This is a genomic window from Marinobacter sp. L-80 (assembly GCF_056859395.1).
Genome location: NZ_JBSXOI010000045.1, coordinates 1 through 15,941 on the forward strand (window position 1 = coordinate 1; position 15,941 = coordinate 15,941).

The window sequence follows — 15,941 nt, forward strand, 5'->3', positions numbered from 1 at the left end:
TCTGCACAAGGGGACACTACCCGACCTACGCGCTTTCCGGAAAAAGCTTGTTGGAGAGCCGTATGCATAGAAATGTGCACGTACGGTTCGGTGGGGGGGCAACGGCTAACCTCTTTGTGAGGCGCACGTGCCCTACCCAACGTTGTTGATTATAAAGAGTTTTTCAGAAATAGCCTCCTGATAATAGGGAGGCTATTTTCGTTTTGCAAACATTTTTCGGAAAGGCCCTATTTTCTGATATGAGATGTCTTGTATACTTTAATTGTTCCGGGCCGGGAGCAATCCCTACTGAAGCCTCGGTAGTTGTCAGTTTGGTGCCTCCTGTTTGTCCTAACCTACAAGCTTGACTCCTTTCTGATCGGCCCGGAACTTCTCCCCTCTCCTGCTGTCAATTTCCTTCTCTTGATATATAACCAATCATCTCAATTTGTATTAATCCTGTAATAATGGCTTGTGCTTCACGGCAGCCTAACCGAACATCGGACACGCAATTAAAGTATTCCCCTGGCAGGGTTCTGGAGGCGGCATGGTTGAGCTGATCAACAGTTCAAATTTCGGAGTTCTTGAAGAGATCAGTGATTTACTGGTCGAGATCGGTGAAGAGCTCTCGGCACGAAGAGTGATTCGTCATTACGAAACGGAATCCTTTCTTGGTGCCAATGGCTCTCTTGAAGAAGCACACGCAGTGTTCTTTAACAGCCGCCATGACCGCAGTGTCAGCGTCTGGGTCACTGATTATATTGGCTCTTGCCGTCCAGATGGCATCGGTTGCAAAGTTCAGCTTTGGGGTAAGCCGAGTGCTGGGAAGCCCGATGCACATCATAGCGTTCGCCTTTCCAAGCAGATCCCAGTCTCTCTTTGTCCTGACGAAATTTCTGCCGCTATACGAGATCTCCTAACCCTGGAAACTCCGCACGTAGTTTCTTAGCAAGATTACTTCCCGTGACCGTCTAGCTTGTATTTACGTAAAAGTTGTATTATCATTTTAGGTAATCAAGGGTAACAAGTTTTGACGGTTATCTGGGGGGGATTGGATTCAACCCTCTCACGCACACCCCCCAGACCTATTCAGGCCCACCACCAGGTGGGCCTTTATCATTCCAAGCCCTAATCATGAAGGCTGGTAGCGTGGTGGAAAATTCAAATCAGACCGACCTGAACTCAATTGGCAATCGAGGCTTCTTCGATCACTGGGCTTCCGTACTCGGCATTCTTGTTTTGGTGATGGCGATCGGGTCGGGGTTAGGCATTTGGGCGGCTCAAAGGATGGAAGTTCCAACTGAAGCCGAAATAGCAGAGCCGAGTGAAGCTACCTTGCCACCCTCCTTAGCGCCTTCTGAGGAGCACCAGGACGCCTCAATACGCTCTATATTTGCCCGTGTTGCCGGCTGCATCAGCACAGCGAGAGAGAGCATTCCTGTCACTTTCTATATCGCAGATACTCCTGAGCTACGTCAGAGAGGTTTGCAGGGCGTTCCAGGGCTTCCTGAAAATCATGGAATGCTGTTCGTATATGATTCCGTACAACCCTCCGAATCTCAGTTCTGGATGTATCAGACCCCGATGAACCTTGATATCAGCTATCTGGACTCAAATGGCCAGATACAGAGCATCCAGCAGATGCAATCTTGCTCAACTGATGCAAGTTCGTGCCCACGGTACAAAGCCGGCATTCCCTTCAAGGCGGCAGCAGAGTTTCCCCAGGGCTTCTATCGAAACAATGGCATCACCGTAGGCGATCGAATTTCTTTGAACGCCTTTGGCGACTGCTCAAACTCCTAAACCTCTTTTTCTCTTCCAATTCTTGTCAGCACCTATCACGCCATTAAATACACCTTGCAAGGTGTCTTATTCTGTGTATAATCATTCTTAGGTTAGGACAAAGAGAGGCTCTTACGGGCTATCCAGCTGTTGCAGACGGACGATCTGTACTGCTCTGCCTCTCGCCTGAAGACGATTTCCTCAGAGGAGGCATGGCGTGACATACAAACGAATACTAAAAGGCTTTTACGTCGAGATCACGGAGCTGAAGGCTGACAAAGACGGGGACATGGTTTCCGTCAAGGCTGAGGTTTTTACTGAGAATGGTGGAACTCGCGTCTGCAAAGCCCAGCTCAATCGTGGGTACGAAGTGCAATTGATTGCGTGGACCAACAACGGCGAGTTGCAACAGGCCGATATCGCAAAGCTTGGGCTGGCCCATCACAATGCCCGGGCGCTAGAGAGTGATGATGTTACACGCTACCACTCTGCTCACCTGGAACGAGATCCTGAAGTATTGAGAGCGATGCTTGAGCACGGGGTGGCTGTGCTTGTCGAAGATCGCTTGAAGGATGACTTCTACCGCGCCCATGCATCGGAATTCATCTTCGCCAGAACATCGAAAGACCGTATTGCCAACATTCCCGGCCTTTACGATCCGCAGAAACGCGCCTATTGGCGCGAATACATCAACGAGCGACTGCCTTCCGATGAGGATGTCCTCGAAATCATCAACGACCGTTACACGAACTGAATCGCACATTACTGGAGAATGACCATGGATAAGATTTCAAAGCAGATTTCACAGCGCCGCAACAAGCTTGGACTTTACCAGTCACAAGTAGGCCAACAGGCGAACATGACCCAGCAGCAGTACCAGCGCATTGAAACCGGCGGCGAGTGCAAGCTCTCCTCACTGGAACGAATTGCAGATGCGATGGACCTGGAGCTTGCCATGATCCCCAGGGAAAAGCTGGCGCTGGTAGAAGCGGTATTGAATGCGAGCTCTGCGGCCGAAGCGATGAATGCCATCCACATGATCTCGACCCAGTTCGAAAATACTGGTAGCGGTGAGAGTTCAGAGGCGGCTTAACCTGCTTTAGACAGTTTCAAACCGCATGCTTTTCGGCTAATTTTCTGTCAGTGTTCCATAATTGATAAAATTATTGGAAACTGCATCGATTATTAGTGGGGGGGCAATTAAATGGATGCGAACTACCTCTATATCCCAATGAGTGTAGATGCAGTCAATGGTTTGGAGTCGGTTCTTATACATAAGGACACCGGGAAGCAGGTGATCTTTAAGGGCTGCCGGGTGATCAAGACTCCTCTGATACCGACAGCCGATAAAGCTGACATTCCCCCGATGGAGGAAGGTGTTGTTATTCAGCTGCATTCGGAGCTCAAGCCAGACCAGCTCAGTGACTTGATCGACGACAACTCATTGAGCTGGCAACAGGGCTATGTTCTGCCAATGAGTGCAGTTGAGACAACCGCCAATGGAGATCAAGTGGTCAAGCCCGTTGGCACTGGCGAGCTGATAATGGCCGGAACAATGGATGAGGATGGCAACCTTTATCATGGGCTGGCAGCAAACATGGAGCTAGCCAGGCGTTACTGTCGCGTCCACCTGCTGCCTGAGATCATTTACGACCCAGAAGAGGCCCTTGAGCGCTTCTACTCTCTAAGGCGAGAGCTTGAGATCTATCTTGGCTATGGCGTGAGGAAGTTTACTGGCTTCCAGAAGAGTTACTTTGACCTGAGCCGAGACAAACTGATGAAGGCTGCTCGCCTGGTCGAAGTGGTTACTGAGGAAAAATTCCCGAAATTCAGAGATTGTCTGTTTGAGCCTGAGTTCCGCGAGGATTTCCTTTCCCTGTTTTTTCAGGAAATGGCCGAGGACGACAAATCTGATGAGGAGACAATCAGAGCCCGCGGGGGTGATCTGTTTATTCTGTTTTGCCTTATTCGGGATCTGGAGGGCACGCCAGAGGTCCTTGAAAGCCTCCCAGACACGGTTCCATCCAGCCTGAAGAACTTCCTTCACCGCATTGTGCATCGCGAATAGAGCTTACCTCCGGGCCAGCTCCGGATCCTCACCTAAGGGCGCTAGACGCCCTTTTTTTGTGCCTGCGATCGCAACTTCATCACTGTTACACTCTAAAACATAAAACTTGTTTTACATAAATGGGCAGGCTTGGTAGTATTAATTTTAACCAACTACCAAGACTTTCTCTGTGTAAATATTGGAGATCATAATGAACGCTAAGGCAGACATCGGCACACCCTTCCAGGACGCATCTCTGGATATTTGGGCTTCAAAGTATCAACTGAAGACTAAAGATGGTGAGGCTGTAGATAAAGACATCAGCGCCACCTATGAGCGTGTTGCTACCGCGATCGCAGGCGTTGAGCCCAAGGCCAAGCAGACCAAGGCCAAAAAAGATTTCCTCTGGGCACTTCGCAATGGCGCTATCCCGGCTGGCCGGATCATGTCTAACGCCGGCGCCGAGGCTCACAAGCCCGCCACTTCCACCATCAACTGTACCGTTTCCGGAACCATCCAGGATTCCATGGACGATATCCTGAACAAGGTTCATGAGGCTGGGCTAACCCTGAAAGCCGGCTGCGGCATTGGTTATGAGTTCTCCACCCTTCGTCCGAAAGGTGCTTACGTGGCGGGCGCCGGTGCCAATACCAGCGGCCCGCTGTCATTCATGGATATCTTCGACCGCATGTGCTTCACCGTATCCAGCGCTGGCGGACGTCGTGGCGCTCAGATGGCAACCTTTGACATCAACCATCCGGACGTAATGGATTTCATCCGTGCAAAGCGTGAGGACGGCTTTCTTCGCCAGTTCAATCTGTCTCTGCTGATTACCGAGGAGTTCGTTGAAGCCGTGAAAGGCGGCAAGCCCTGGCCTCTCTCCTTCCCCGTCACTCAGAAGGAAGTTGAGAAAGAAAACCTCGATCTTTCAGACGAAACCCAGTACCTCTGGCGCGAGTTTCCCATTCACGACAACTACGTGGTTAATGATGAGGGTCTGGTGGCCTGCAAGATTTACCGCACAGTTCCGGCCCAGGAAATCTGGGACACCATCATGACCAGCACTTACGATTACGCTGAGCCGGGTTTCATCCTGATCGATAAGGTCAACCAGATGAACAACAACTGGTTCTGCGAAGACATTCGCGCTACCAACCCGTGCGGCGAGCAGCCGCTGCCGCCATATGGCTCCTGCCTGCTTGGAAGCGTCAACCTGACCATGTTCGTTGAGAAGGCGTTTACTCCTGAGGCCTACTTCAATTACGAGAAGTTCGCCAAGGTGGTTGGCATCTTCACTCGCATGCTCGATAACGTTGTTGAGATCAACGGTCTGGCGCTTGAAGAACAGCGCAACGAGATCTTCGCCAAGCGTCGCCACGGCATGGGTATCCTTGGTTTGGGCTCTGCACTGGCCATGCTCGGTATCAAGTATGGCTCTGACGAGAGCGTGGCCTTTACTGAAGAAGTCACCAAAAAGCTTGCTGTAGTGGGTTGGAAAGAAGGCTTGGCGCTGGCCAAGGAAAAGGGCCCGGCCCCGATTCTTGCCCAGGAATTCACCGTCACCGGTGCAATGCTTCGCAAGCGCCCTGAAATGAAAGATGACGGCTACAAAGTTGGCGACAAGGTTCCGGGCCGCATTCTGCACGCCAGGTATAGCCGCTACATGCAGCAAATCGCCAAAGTGGATCCGGAACTGGTCGCTGAGATCGCCGAAACTGGCGCTCGTTTCACTCACCACAGCTCGATCGCTCCTACTGGCACTATCAGTCTGTCACTGGCCAACAACGCGAGCAATGGCATTGAGCCGAGCTTTTCGCATCACTACGCAAGGAACATCATCCGTGAAGGCCGGAAGACCAAGGAAAAGGTCGATGTATTTGCCTATGAGCTGCTGCAGTACCGTCACCTGGTTAATCCTGATGCAATGCCGTTCAGTGAAGACCCGGCAACCATGCTTCCGGACCACTTCACCTCCGCAGATCAGGTAACTCCGGACCAGCACGTCATGGTTCAGGCTGCCGCTCAGAAGTGGGTAGACAGCTCCATCTCGAAGACAGCGAATGTGCCGACTGACTTCCCCTATCAGGATTTCAAAGGCATCTACATGTTCGCGTATGAGCAGGGACTGAAGGGATGCACAACCTTCCGCTTCAATCCTGAAGCCTTCCAGGGCGTTCTGGTTACAGAGAAAGACCTTGAGAACACCATCTACGAGTTCACGCTCGATGACGGTAGCAAAGTGAAGCTCAAGGGCAATGAGCAGGTTGAGTACGACGGCGAGATCCACACGGCCGCAAACCTATTCGATGCGCTCAAAGAAGGCACTTACGCAAAGTTCTGAACCGACCAAATAACATGACTGGGGGTGATGTCCTCACCCCCAGATTCGGAGATTACGAGATGACTGAAGCAGCAAAGAAGATCGAGACCAAGATTGTTGGATTCCGGGTTGCCGGCAAAGAGGAAGCTCCCGCTCCCCATGAACAGGCCCCTGAGTCAAACGTCGTACAGATGAACGAGACCATTGGGCGACCGGAAGTGCTCATGGGCACGACCTACAAGCTCAAGCCGCCGGTGGCTGAGCATGCCATGTACATCACCATCAATGACATCCTGCTGAACGAAGACACCGAGCACGAGCAGCGTCGCCCGTACGAGATCTTTATCAACAGCAAGAACATGGAGCACTTCCAGTGGATCATCGCCCTCACCCGGGTCATCAGTGCCTGTTTCCGTAAAGGCGGTGACGTGACCTTCCTGGTCGAAGAGCTGCGGTCTGTGTACGACCCCAATGGCGGTTACTTCAAGAAAGGCGGTGTATTCATGCCTTCCCTGGTTGCGGACCTTGGCGCCGTCATCGAAAAACACATGAAGGCGATCGGCCTCATTGAAGATGAGGAGATGAGTGAGCACACCAAGAAGATCCTCGAAGAAAAACGCATTGCCTTTGAGAGCCAGGGCAAGCAGGAAAGTGGATCCGGTGATTACCCGGCCAATGCCTCTATGTGCAGCAAATGCAACACAAAGGCGGTAATCAAGATGGATGGCTGCGACACCTGTTTATGCTGCGGCCAGTCGAAGTGCGCCTAACACCTTGCAAGGTGTATTTATACCCGTATAATAGCTTGTAGGTTAGGACACCTTACAGGGGAGCGGACAGATGAAACTCGGAAAAACAGAAGCCGATACTCTAAAGATCAACGGCTGGGGCCCTGGCGACATTCTTGAAGGTGATGAGGGCTATGGCCCTGATCAGATCAAGATTATCGCTGTCGGCCATGAACGCTTTATCGGCCAATGGAGAAATCGGGAGACTGGCGACTTTGACCCTGAAAGCCCCAACATCACTTTGACTTGCCGTGAATGGCGCAAGGTTGGCCATGACTCTGATTATCACGTCACTCCCAGCATTGGCTTAAGAAAGGCGCAACAGTTGGGTGAGGTCTGCGGTGTCCTGGTGCGAACTGAATCCGGAAAACAGGCCGCGGTACATGAGTTGGGCCGCGTGACATGGATTCAGAACCCCGATACCGAGAAATCCGATACCGATCGAGCGATTGATTGGCGTGCAGTCGCCAACAGCGCCATCGAGGACATCTCTGAAATTACTGAAATGCTGGGGGTGCCCGAAGAAGAATCTCACCGGCCTATTACCTCTCTTGTGCGGGAATACCTCACCAAGACGGGCATTGAGCCGGGATGGGAAGTGCTGCCAGACGACCTGCGGACTCACATGGGGGATTTTCGCGAGGCAATCTCTCAGGTCATGGCCACCGGCGATGAGGATGGTTACTGGAAGCACCAGCTTCAGACTCTGGAGCGAGTTCAGCTGATGCTGATCGACCGGGCCCTTAAAAATCCAGAGGACAAAATTGCGACCCCGGTAAGTTGCGGCTTTCCGGAGCTTGATGCCGGCACCGAAGAGGCCTGGTCATGAAGTGCTATTTCGGCGGATCCAGCCTCCAGGGGCTGGACCATGAGTTCCGCAGTATCTGCTTTGCACAGAACCTCCAGCAGGCCAAGCAACTGATCTGGAAATACGGTGATGTGCATGAGGACTGCGATTCGGAGTACATCTATCTTCGGGTTGTTCGCCGGCCAGAGCACGACGATATGTTCGGTAAGGACGGACGCAAAGATGCGCATGTCGTCACTGACCGGGCCATCTATCGTGAAATGGGATGGTCCGTGGAGTGCGACGAGCATTGCGACGGCTGCGGCCTGGCCACGATGGATGGTGACTTTCCCCTCTGCGATGAGTGCGACATGTGTGCCGAGTGCGGACACGAAGACGACTGTCCGAACGTAAACCAATCTGAAACGGAAGCGGCTTGAGCTATGGAAAATCGATATGGCGTTGATGTGGATTACTTCATTAACAAGATGGCTTCAATAATGGGGGATCTCGAAAATTACACCCCGAAGGAGCTGGCCCGATCGCTTGCCCGTCTCGCTAATACTGCCAGCAGTGAAGTTCTTCAGGAGGCCGAGTTCAGGCCGACCTTCGAGCCGGTACTAACTCCAGAAGGCTTTAGCCTGGTCCCCAGCCGCATGACTCTGGATCTGGAAGCGATGGGCCGGCTTGTGGCCATGACAGGCGATAGCATGGAAGAGGAAGATTTCGGCGAATGCACATTGTGGGTCGGGGAAACCCAGGACGACGACGGAGAGCGGTATTATGGGCTTAATGCCTCACTGACGGATTATCCGGAAGAAGGCGCCCTACCCATCATCGAATTCGAGTGCCCAACCGCGGAGAGCGTCGCATCCTCATGAGCAAGAAAATTTTCTTTTCCGGTCTTCTGGCTCTACTGGTTATTGCGATCGTCTCTGGAGTTCTGGCCCTCAATGACGTTGAGTGGGCGAAGCCAGTCGCAGCCAGTATGGCTATATTTTTTTGGGGCTTTTTCATCACCGTAGGCTGGCGTGCACTGTTGGACGTCTTTGACTGGCTTAGTGACTTTCGAGAAAAGAGGAACTCTCGATGAGTCGTGTCCGGTTCGAATGCTTCATTTGTTGTGATGGTACCGAACCAGAATTTGAAGCCTTTGGCCGTTCCCTCTTGCTTAAATTTTCTTCCAGATACGGCGGTGCTACGGTCTACCCGATCCGTGGCGGTTGGTCTATGAATGGAAACGCGCAAAAGGATTTATACAGCGATGTCTCTATAGAACCGGGTATCAAGGTTGCATTGTCGGTTTCTGAGGAACTTTCTGATATTGCGTATGAGGACCTGAAACACGTCATTTCAAGCGCAGTTCAGGAGCACGGGCTTACCACCAGGTTCGTTCATGTCGACCGTTTCGCTTGCCAGCCTTTGCACTTCGAGGTCGGCACACTGGAGTACTGCAGCGAATCCGCGTAGCAAACAGCGGATAATTTCAACTTATAGCCTGCCTCGAGCAGGCTTTTTTGTGCCTGGCGTTCCGCCAGCCTCGGGCGCGAGGCGCCTTCTTTGTGCACTGACGCTGTGGCGTAGCCACCGCAAGCGGCGGAAATACTGGATATACACCTTGCATGGTGTGCGAATGCTGGTAAAATGGTTGCAGGTTAGGACATATCAGCATTCAGAGGCAGGCATCATGGGATATTCCGCACAACGTACAGAAATTTCGACACATTCAGGCTATGTCGATCTGGCCAATCCGCAGCCAGAATCTTTTGTCATCGAGGACATAGCGCGTGGTCTATCCAACACCTGCCGCTTTGGCGGCCAGTGCAGCCAGTTTTACTCCGTGGCACAGCACAGCGAACTGGTCAGCCACTTGGTTCCTCGCGAGCATCAGATGGCGGCGCTTCTGCATGATTCGAGCGAGGCGATCTGCCCAGATTTACAGACTCCGCTCAAGGCGATGCTTCCCGAATTTAAGGCCATCGAGAAGCGGGTTGAGGCCGCCATATTCAAGCGTTTCGGACTGACCTACCCGATGGACGCTTCCATCAAAGAAGCCGATCTGAAGGCGCTGGCGACCGAGAGACGCGACCTGACACCGTGGGGTGATGACTACTGGCCTTTGCTCGGTGACGTGAAGCCCCTGCCCTTCAAGATCACGGCCATGAATCCGCAGGAGGCATACAGCGCCTTTATGGATCGGTTCTACGAACTGGCAGACTCCCTGATCTTCGATAATCAGAAGCGAATCGGGTACGCTTGAGGAGCAATATCGACGTTCTCGGTATCGCGGAATAGGCACTTTCAGCCCGCACAGATTTGTGCGGGCTTTTTTATACCCGCCAGTCCGCCAGCATCCAGCGGCCTGCGGCCCTTTTTGTGTGCACTGAAGCCGGTTGGCTACGCCACGGCTGCGCCGTGAGGCCTCCTCCTCCAGAATACACCTTGATTGGTGCCTACTGCGTGGTAAAGTGGTAGCCGGTTAGGACAAATTAACGATTACCCTGGGGGCACTGCGTGGGCTACCGCATCCGATCTATGAACGAATTAACTGATCGCCAGTCCGGCAATCAGATCAACCCGAAAATTGCTGAGCGAATCGAACGCGAGCTCAAAGAAATCAAGGAAGAGTCCGCCAGCTCTCCGCTCAAGCGGGCCAAGAAACAAAAACGCCCGGCCAACGAAGCGGAACTGCTAGGTCTGCCCTTTAGCCCGGTGCCACCGGAGAATCCGGCCGATATCCTCTACCAGGCCATGGTGCGGCGATGGGGTCGGTATTACAGCGGTGGCGAGGTGGTCTGGGAGCTGAAACCGTTCTCAGATAATGGCTACCGCCTTGATGCAGCCTTGCCCTCCTGGCGCATCGGCTGTGAGCTCGACGGTTGGCAATTTCACGCCAAGTTTGTAGAGAGCTTCAAGAAGACCCGGGAAAAGCAGTTCATGTTCTGCCGGCGCGGCTGGATCCTCTTTCAACTCTCAGCCGAGCAGGTCAGAGAATCGCTGGATGACGTTCTGGATGGCATTGCCGAAGCCATGGAGCACCAGACCTACCGGAAAGACTATCGACTGAAGCAATACCCTAAGGGCTGGTCGAAGATCATCAGATAGGCCTGCGAAATTCACGGCAAATACACCTTGCAGAATGTGGCTCCGGCCGGGCTGCACGGGATTTATACACCTTGCAAAGTGTCTGCTTTATTTGATAATATAACTCTCAGGTTAGGACAAGCTATCAGAGGGTTTATCAATGGCAGGCACAATTCAGAGCTGGCGCAACAAGGCGCTTGAGGTTACCGCCAAAGGCACGATCGTACGCAAGGCTGACAGCCTGGCAGACCTTCATCGGCGCCGCGATGAGGCAGAGGGTCAGTTTTACACACCTGATTGGGTTGCTGCCCGGATGTGGGGGCTTCTCGCTCCCGTATTTGAGGGGGTTCAGGCTGCCGTTGAGCGTAAGACTGCTGTGCTTGATACCTCCGTGGGCTCCGGTCGCCTACTGCAGTATGCAGACCCCGACCGTCACGCACTCTATGGCATCGATATTGACCAGCGCTGCGTTGACGCCCTTTCAGAAGACGCCTCTTCTGCTGGGTTTGAGTTCGAGCTGGAGTGCGCCGGCATGGAAGAGGTCAAAGCCAAAAACTTCGATGCCGCCATTATCAACCCGCCTTTTGGTCTGCATCTTGAGCACCCCCAGATGCAACCGTACCCATGCACTACCTTTGGCATGTTCGGCCCGAATACCTCGGCAATTAGTCATCTGTATGCTGTTGATCAGGCCCTGGCCGCTTCCCGTTATGTTGTAGCGTTGCTGCCGACCTCTGCCCGTGAGGAATGCTTTTCCCGTCGTCGCCTCTGGGCCGAGCTGAATCTACCGATTGAAACCTTCAAAGCCGAAGGCGCCAACGTGCGCACTGCAATCTATGTGTTTGGTCCCAACAAACCGGCCTCCGAGCCTCAGTCTCTGGACGTTACGACAGAGCGGGACTGGCCCTCGCTGTTTACCGGTACCGAAACCACGTACGGGTACGATCGTCCCCGGCTTACCGTGGGCGGTGTCGATGTCTCAGAGCCAACCATCCATACACCGGTTACCCACGATACCCGCGTAGAGCTGCATCACCATCGCCGGTCTATCAAATTGAAGTTCGCTTGCGGGCTGACTGAGGCAAAGGTACTCAATGCCCTATTGCGTGAGCCAGTAGAGCCGGTTGAGGGACAGCGCCGTGGCAGCCTGAAGCACCGGTACCCGGATAGCATCCAATTCAAAGGCGATGGCCAGCTGATGCTTGACGCCTACCTGCTGCAGGACGACCCACAGGAAGGCTTCAATGGTTTGCTTGATGAGATCCGCAAGGCTGGCGGAATGCCCCAGGTCTCCCCCACTTTGTCCGGGTACTGGGAGAAGTTGAAGCGCAAGCATGTACGGGCGTCTACTCCGTTCCGTCACACCATCAAAGCCTCGACTGTTGGCAAGCTGGAGCTGACCGCCAAGCGTGGTATGTTGCTTGAACAGGGTAACGTGAAGTCTCCGGCCATCCGCAAGGGCGAAAAGGTACAGGCCGAGCCCATGGGCGGCGATTACCTGCTTGAGAAGGATGGTTTCCGCGTTCAATACCGCAGAGATCAGCTGCAGCGGCTGTTCAATTTCGCTGGGGGTGAGGACGAGCGCTCTTCCACTGAGTGGCAAGTGGTCCATGAGGGCCTGTGTGTGGCCTTCCCGAATCTGGCGCACCAGTACCGGGAACAGATCCTTGCGGCTGGCATAGATTGGCTCTGGCCCTACCAGCTTGAAGGACTTATCGAACTGCTGATTACCCCTTACGGCTGCATTTCGGCGTGGGAACAAGGTACCGGGAAGGCCCGGCTGTCACTGGCACTCGCCTTGATGTCTGGTCGGGGCCTGATTTGTGTTGAGTCCGGTCTGGTTCCCGAGATGGTCCGGGAGATTCAGAAGATCGGCCTACCCTCTGACCAGTGGAAAACCATCGATTGCCTGGCGGACACTCAGGAACTCCGGGCAATCAACATCATCAGTTACAACCGTCTGAAAGCCGTTGTTAAGGGCAAGCGTCAGACGATCGCGTACCACCTGCGCCGCCGGGCCCGCGTGGTGATCGCCGACGAAGGCGGGATTCTGTCCAACCCTGGCAGCCAGCAAAGCCGGGCCCTGCTGCAACTTGCAGCTCGTAAGCTGTACATCCTTGATGGCACCCCTTGTGGTAACTATCCCCGCGACATCCTTCCGCTTGCGGCGGCCTCTGCCGGCGGTTCCCGAGCACACCAGCCCTACGGTATCCGCTCCGGCGTATTCATGGAGCCGCGCCTGTTAACGAGCGCCCAGGCCGCTAGTCGTGGTATCGATGTCTTCCGGGAGCGCCATGTGTCCCTCGAGTGGGCCACCAACGAGTTCAAAGATGACCTGCGCGGCGGGGCCAAGCGTGAGATCCCGAAAATCAACAACGTGGTTCAGTTCCGGGGATGGGTAGCACCGTTCATTCAACGTCGGTTGCGCAATGAGCCCGAGGTTGAGCCCTTCGCCGGGTGCCCGGACCCGGAAAAAGGCACGGTTACCCTGAACTGGGATAAAGAACACCTGCGCCATTACCTGACCCCGGCCGTGGATTTCGCCCGCTGGTTCGAGACCCACAAGAAAGAACGGAACATGGAGGGCAAAGGCTCTAACCTGGTGGCGGTGCTGGCCCGGATTAACGCGGTTATTCAGGCAGCCAACGCGCCCCATGCGCACGATGCAGGTGTTGGTAAGTGCTACACGCCGTTAACCAGCAAACAGCGCTGGACCATTGACCGCCTCGAGCAGCTGAGCGCCCAGGGCAAAAAGACGATCGTTTACGCGAGCTCTCCGGAGACCCTGGAGCGCCTGCAGAAGGCCTTGGCTGACCGGGGCATTGAAGGGGTTATCTTCACCGGCAAGGGCTCCATCAAGGCCCGGACAGAGCGCCTTGATAACCGGTTCCGGTTCGGCCCGGCGCCGGTGCTCCTCGCCTCTCTGGGGGTGAGCCAGCGCGGGCTGAACCTGCCTCAGGCCAGCCACATCATTTTCTACAACCGGGACTGGACGGCGGACGCGGAAGCCCAGGCCATCGCCCGGACCACCCGTCCGGATCAGGAGGCCACGGTTCAGGTCGAGTTTGCGCACCTGCGGGGCAGTATTGATGAGTACATGGCCCAAGTGGTCGAATGGAAGCAGGCAGCGGCCGACAGCGGCCTTGATTGGGGCGACGGGGCCACCGAGTCCGATGTATTCCAGCACATGGACGCGGTTCTTGAGGCCTTCTGCCATGAGGTTCTGGAGATGAGCTCCCGGGAGACCTACGAGACTCTTTGCGCTGCCTAATCGGCGATTCCACCCCCACGATTGCAGGGCCGCTTTCTGAAAATGGCCTTTTCTTTCGCCCTTAAATACACCTTGCACGGTGTATATATTCTGATACAATGGGTTTCAGGTTAGGAAAAAACGCAGGAGAAAAACCATGTTGAAAATCGCCATTTTTGGAAAACCCATTGTTGAATTCACCGGCCCGGAACTGAAGAAGCACTGTCGCTCGTTCTTTGAGAACGGCATGAACAAATTCCTCGAATTCTCGACCAAGGGTCACCAGCTTGAATCATTCCATGGCATTGAGGTTCGGATTCCATATAGCATCGAAGCTGCTGAACGTCTTCTGTCCACCTGGAAGCGTGAATTGATTGCCCGGGCTTCCAGTGAAAACAATGGCGGCCTGGACGCTGAGATCCGCCTTCCCGACCCTGACGATGGTTCCGGCTATCCAGATAGCATTGACGATCCTCACCGGATGCCGTGGGTTAACTTGGAAAGGCAAGGCTTCATCGAGGAGCACATGGAGCTTTTCGATGCGATCATGAAACCGGTGGACTTCGATATGATCGCGAAGGCCATTAAGGACCAGGCGGGCTCTCTGGTTGATCTGGGCATGAAGTCTGCGGCCCGGGACCTGACAAGCTTTCTCAATCTGATGCCACGGGGCAGCAACCCAGTGATGAAAACTGCCGGCCTCGAGTTCAGCAAGTATGGCGGCGGATCGCACGAGGGAATGGATCGGTATTACCTGATTCGCGACATGGAAGAAGCCCTGAGTGCCCTCGGCGTGGCAGAGCACGAAACCGGCGTTGACGGACTCTGTGATGCGGTTTCGCGGATTACCCGCGAGCTGAATGCCTACGGCATGATTCGAGACATTCCGAGCCGTACCAAAATGGGTATTCCCGGCATTCTCACGGCCACTGTATACAAGGACAAGACCAAGTTTGTCCTTGCCCGTGACCATGCCGATGCACTGCTGAGCTTCATTGCCCTGCACGGTGATGTTGAACTGCCAGAGCTGGCGGCTTAAGGGGGTATCATGACAAACACGGAAATGGATCTCAGTAAGCTCAACGGAGAAGCCCTTAAGGCTGATCTCAAGTGGAGGCTCACGGACGCCTACAAGGCACTTCAAAACGCCGTTGAGGCGAATCGCCAACTGTCACAACTGGGCGTCGGGATATCAACACCCGACCCGACCACTGTAGGCTCTCTGGTGATCAGTGCCTTCTTGAAGGAATGGGAATCAAAACTTACCCGTCAATACTCGGAAGGCACCCACGCTCGAGTCGACTTGCGCACGGACTTCCAGATGAGCACTCGCGAAGCCCGCGATGTTCTGTACAAAAGCCAGATCGATGAGAACGACTTCTCTAGCTGCGCCGATGCTCTTCTTGCCGCCTTTCCTTTCGAGGAGTGCGCCAAGCATGCAAGGCTCCAGGCGGTGACGCTCGAAGACCGGGGACTGCAAAAGTGCGCTGACCAGCTGGCCACCTCTTTGCACCTTGTCCGCTACGAGTACTCAAATTTCCGGCCGGCTGTGCGCACCCAGGGTACCCGGTTAATCTGCCCGTATAACTTCGGTTCTTTCTACTTTGGCGATCACTATGCCTCGGATGACCCCAGAGCCATGCAGGACCTGGCCCAGGAATTCCGGGTGCTGGAACAGGAAATGGGCGACGTAGGCATTACCGCTGCGTTTGCTGCCTGCGCTAAGGCCTTGGAAGGGGCAAGGCTCGCTTCCCGGACGAAGATTTGCGAAGGCGGGCCCGTTGAGTTTGTCGTCTTCAAGAACCACTTGGATATGCGGTTTGCGCCAGAGGCTACCGATATGTTGCTGGCCTTCCTGAAGCTGCACTCCAGCAAGTCGATCCTTGACGTTTCAGAGGTATAAG

17 protein-coding genes are annotated in these 15,941 nt (G+C 54.2%); all 17 read left to right on the plus strand.

Annotation, left to right across the window (positions count from 1 at the left end):
- Positions 1-526 precede the first annotated feature (526 nt).
- The 17 genes from AC13E3_RS03635 to AC13E3_RS03715 all read left to right on the plus strand — a co-directional run bounded on the left by AC13E3_RS03635 (position 527) and on the right by AC13E3_RS03715 (position 15,940).
- Positions 527-928, plus strand: a complete 402-nt coding sequence (locus AC13E3_RS03635) for a hypothetical protein (protein WP_136630321.1) — start codon at positions 527-529, stop codon at positions 926-928.
- A gap of 185 nt (positions 929-1,113) precedes the next feature.
- Positions 1,114-1,782, plus strand: coding sequence for a DUF192 domain-containing protein (locus AC13E3_RS03640; protein ID WP_136630320.1), 669 nt, complete (start codon positions 1,114-1,116; stop codon positions 1,780-1,782).
- Between the two features lie 196 nt (positions 1,783-1,978).
- Positions 1,979-2,515 (plus strand): hypothetical protein, encoded by a 537-nt coding sequence (locus AC13E3_RS03645; protein ID WP_482901719.1) that lies wholly within the window; start codon positions 1,979-1,981, stop codon positions 2,513-2,515.
- A 24-nt stretch (positions 2,516-2,539) separates the two neighbouring features.
- On the plus strand, positions 2,540-2,854 hold the full coding sequence (locus AC13E3_RS03650) for a helix-turn-helix domain-containing protein (protein WP_169054504.1): 315 nt from the start codon (positions 2,540-2,542) through the stop codon (positions 2,852-2,854).
- A 111-nt stretch (positions 2,855-2,965) separates the two neighbouring features.
- Positions 2,966-3,829 carry a hypothetical protein gene (locus AC13E3_RS03655; protein ID WP_482901720.1) on the plus strand — a complete coding sequence of 288 codons (864 nt, stop codon included), beginning with the start codon at positions 2,966-2,968 and terminating at the stop codon, positions 3,827-3,829.
- Positions 3,830-4,019: 190 nt separating this feature from the next.
- Positions 4,020-6,149, plus strand: coding sequence for an adenosylcobalamin-dependent ribonucleoside-diphosphate reductase (locus AC13E3_RS03660; protein WP_482901721.1), 2,130 nt, complete (start codon positions 4,020-4,022; stop codon positions 6,147-6,149).
- Between the two features lie 59 nt (positions 6,150-6,208).
- Positions 6,209-6,898, plus strand: a complete 690-nt coding sequence (locus AC13E3_RS03665) for a TSCPD domain-containing protein (RefSeq protein ID WP_482901722.1) — start codon at positions 6,209-6,211, stop codon at positions 6,896-6,898.
- A gap of 70 nt (positions 6,899-6,968) precedes the next feature.
- On the plus strand, positions 6,969-7,745 hold the full coding sequence (locus AC13E3_RS03670; protein WP_482901723.1) for a DUF7241 domain-containing protein: 777 nt from the start codon (positions 6,969-6,971) through the stop codon (positions 7,743-7,745).
- On the plus strand, positions 7,742-8,143 hold the full coding sequence (locus AC13E3_RS03675) for a hypothetical protein (protein ID WP_482901724.1): 402 nt from the start codon (positions 7,742-7,744) through the stop codon (positions 8,141-8,143). The genes AC13E3_RS03670 and AC13E3_RS03675 overlap by 4 nt, the downstream gene beginning before the upstream one ends.
- A gap of 3 nt (positions 8,144-8,146) precedes the next feature.
- Positions 8,147-8,584: a hypothetical protein gene (locus AC13E3_RS03680; RefSeq protein WP_482901725.1), complete on the plus strand. Its 438-nt coding sequence runs from the start codon at positions 8,147-8,149 to the stop codon at positions 8,582-8,584.
- Positions 8,581-8,796 (plus strand): hypothetical protein, encoded by a 216-nt coding sequence (locus AC13E3_RS03685; protein WP_482901726.1) that lies wholly within the window; start codon positions 8,581-8,583, stop codon positions 8,794-8,796. Before AC13E3_RS03680 ends, AC13E3_RS03685 begins: the two co-directional genes overlap by 4 nt.
- A complete protein-coding gene (locus AC13E3_RS03690; protein WP_482901727.1) occupies positions 8,793-9,173 on the plus strand; it encodes a hypothetical protein in 381 nt (126 codons plus the stop codon). The genes AC13E3_RS03685 and AC13E3_RS03690 overlap by 4 nt, the downstream gene beginning before the upstream one ends.
- A gap of 163 nt (positions 9,174-9,336) precedes the next feature.
- Positions 9,337-9,963 carry a phosphohydrolase gene (locus AC13E3_RS03695; protein WP_482901728.1) on the plus strand — a complete coding sequence of 209 codons (627 nt, stop codon included), beginning with the start codon at positions 9,337-9,339 and terminating at the stop codon, positions 9,961-9,963.
- Between the two features lie 275 nt (positions 9,964-10,238).
- Complete coding sequence (locus AC13E3_RS03700) at positions 10,239-10,808, plus strand: hypothetical protein (RefSeq protein WP_482901729.1); 570 nt, start codon at positions 10,239-10,241, stop codon at positions 10,806-10,808.
- A gap of 139 nt (positions 10,809-10,947) precedes the next feature.
- Positions 10,948-14,058, plus strand: a complete 3,111-nt coding sequence (locus tag AC13E3_RS03705) for a helicase-related protein (protein ID WP_482901730.1) — start codon at positions 10,948-10,950, stop codon at positions 14,056-14,058.
- A 136-nt stretch (positions 14,059-14,194) separates the two neighbouring features.
- Complete coding sequence (locus AC13E3_RS03710) at positions 14,195-15,076, plus strand: hypothetical protein (protein ID WP_136630308.1); 882 nt, start codon at positions 14,195-14,197, stop codon at positions 15,074-15,076.
- Between the two features lie 9 nt (positions 15,077-15,085).
- Positions 15,086-15,940, plus strand: coding sequence for a hypothetical protein (locus AC13E3_RS03715; protein ID WP_153637343.1), 855 nt, complete (start codon positions 15,086-15,088; stop codon positions 15,938-15,940).
- Position 15,941: the final 1 nt, after the last annotated feature.

Excerpts from the sequence above, each read along its gene's own strand:
- AC13E3_RS03635 (WP_136630321.1), top strand. The coding sequence starts at position 527 with ATGGTTGAGCTGATCAACAGTTCAAATTTCGGAGTTCTTGAAGAGATC.
- AC13E3_RS03640 (WP_136630320.1), top strand. The coding sequence starts at position 1,114 with ATGAAGGCTGGTAGCGTGGTGGAAAATTCAAATCAGACCGACCTGAAC.
- AC13E3_RS03650 (WP_169054504.1), top strand. The coding sequence starts at position 2,540 with ATGGATAAGATTTCAAAGCAGATTTCACAGCGCCGCAACAAGCTTGGA.
- AC13E3_RS03655 (WP_482901720.1), top strand. The coding sequence starts at position 2,966 with ATGGATGCGAACTACCTCTATATCCCAATGAGTGTAGATGCAGTCAAT.
- AC13E3_RS03660 (WP_482901721.1), top strand. The coding sequence starts at position 4,020 with ATGAACGCTAAGGCAGACATCGGCACACCCTTCCAGGACGCATCTCTG.
- AC13E3_RS03665 (WP_482901722.1), top strand. The coding sequence starts at position 6,209 with ATGACTGAAGCAGCAAAGAAGATCGAGACCAAGATTGTTGGATTCCGG.
- AC13E3_RS03670 (WP_482901723.1), top strand. The coding sequence starts at position 6,969 with ATGAAACTCGGAAAAACAGAAGCCGATACTCTAAAGATCAACGGCTGG.
- AC13E3_RS03675 (WP_482901724.1), top strand. The coding sequence starts at position 7,742 with ATGAAGTGCTATTTCGGCGGATCCAGCCTCCAGGGGCTGGACCATGAG.
- AC13E3_RS03680 (WP_482901725.1), top strand. The coding sequence starts at position 8,147 with ATGGAAAATCGATATGGCGTTGATGTGGATTACTTCATTAACAAGATG.
- AC13E3_RS03685 (WP_482901726.1), top strand. The coding sequence starts at position 8,581 with ATGAGCAAGAAAATTTTCTTTTCCGGTCTTCTGGCTCTACTGGTTATT.
- AC13E3_RS03690 (WP_482901727.1), top strand. The coding sequence starts at position 8,793 with ATGAGTCGTGTCCGGTTCGAATGCTTCATTTGTTGTGATGGTACCGAA.
- AC13E3_RS03695 (WP_482901728.1), top strand. The coding sequence starts at position 9,337 with ATGCTGGTAAAATGGTTGCAGGTTAGGACATATCAGCATTCAGAGGCA.
- AC13E3_RS03700 (WP_482901729.1), top strand. The coding sequence starts at position 10,239 with ATGAACGAATTAACTGATCGCCAGTCCGGCAATCAGATCAACCCGAAA.
- AC13E3_RS03705 (WP_482901730.1), top strand. The coding sequence starts at position 10,948 with ATGGCAGGCACAATTCAGAGCTGGCGCAACAAGGCGCTTGAGGTTACC.
- AC13E3_RS03710 (WP_136630308.1), top strand. The coding sequence starts at position 14,195 with ATGTTGAAAATCGCCATTTTTGGAAAACCCATTGTTGAATTCACCGGC.
- AC13E3_RS03715 (WP_153637343.1), top strand. The coding sequence starts at position 15,086 with ATGACAAACACGGAAATGGATCTCAGTAAGCTCAACGGAGAAGCCCTT.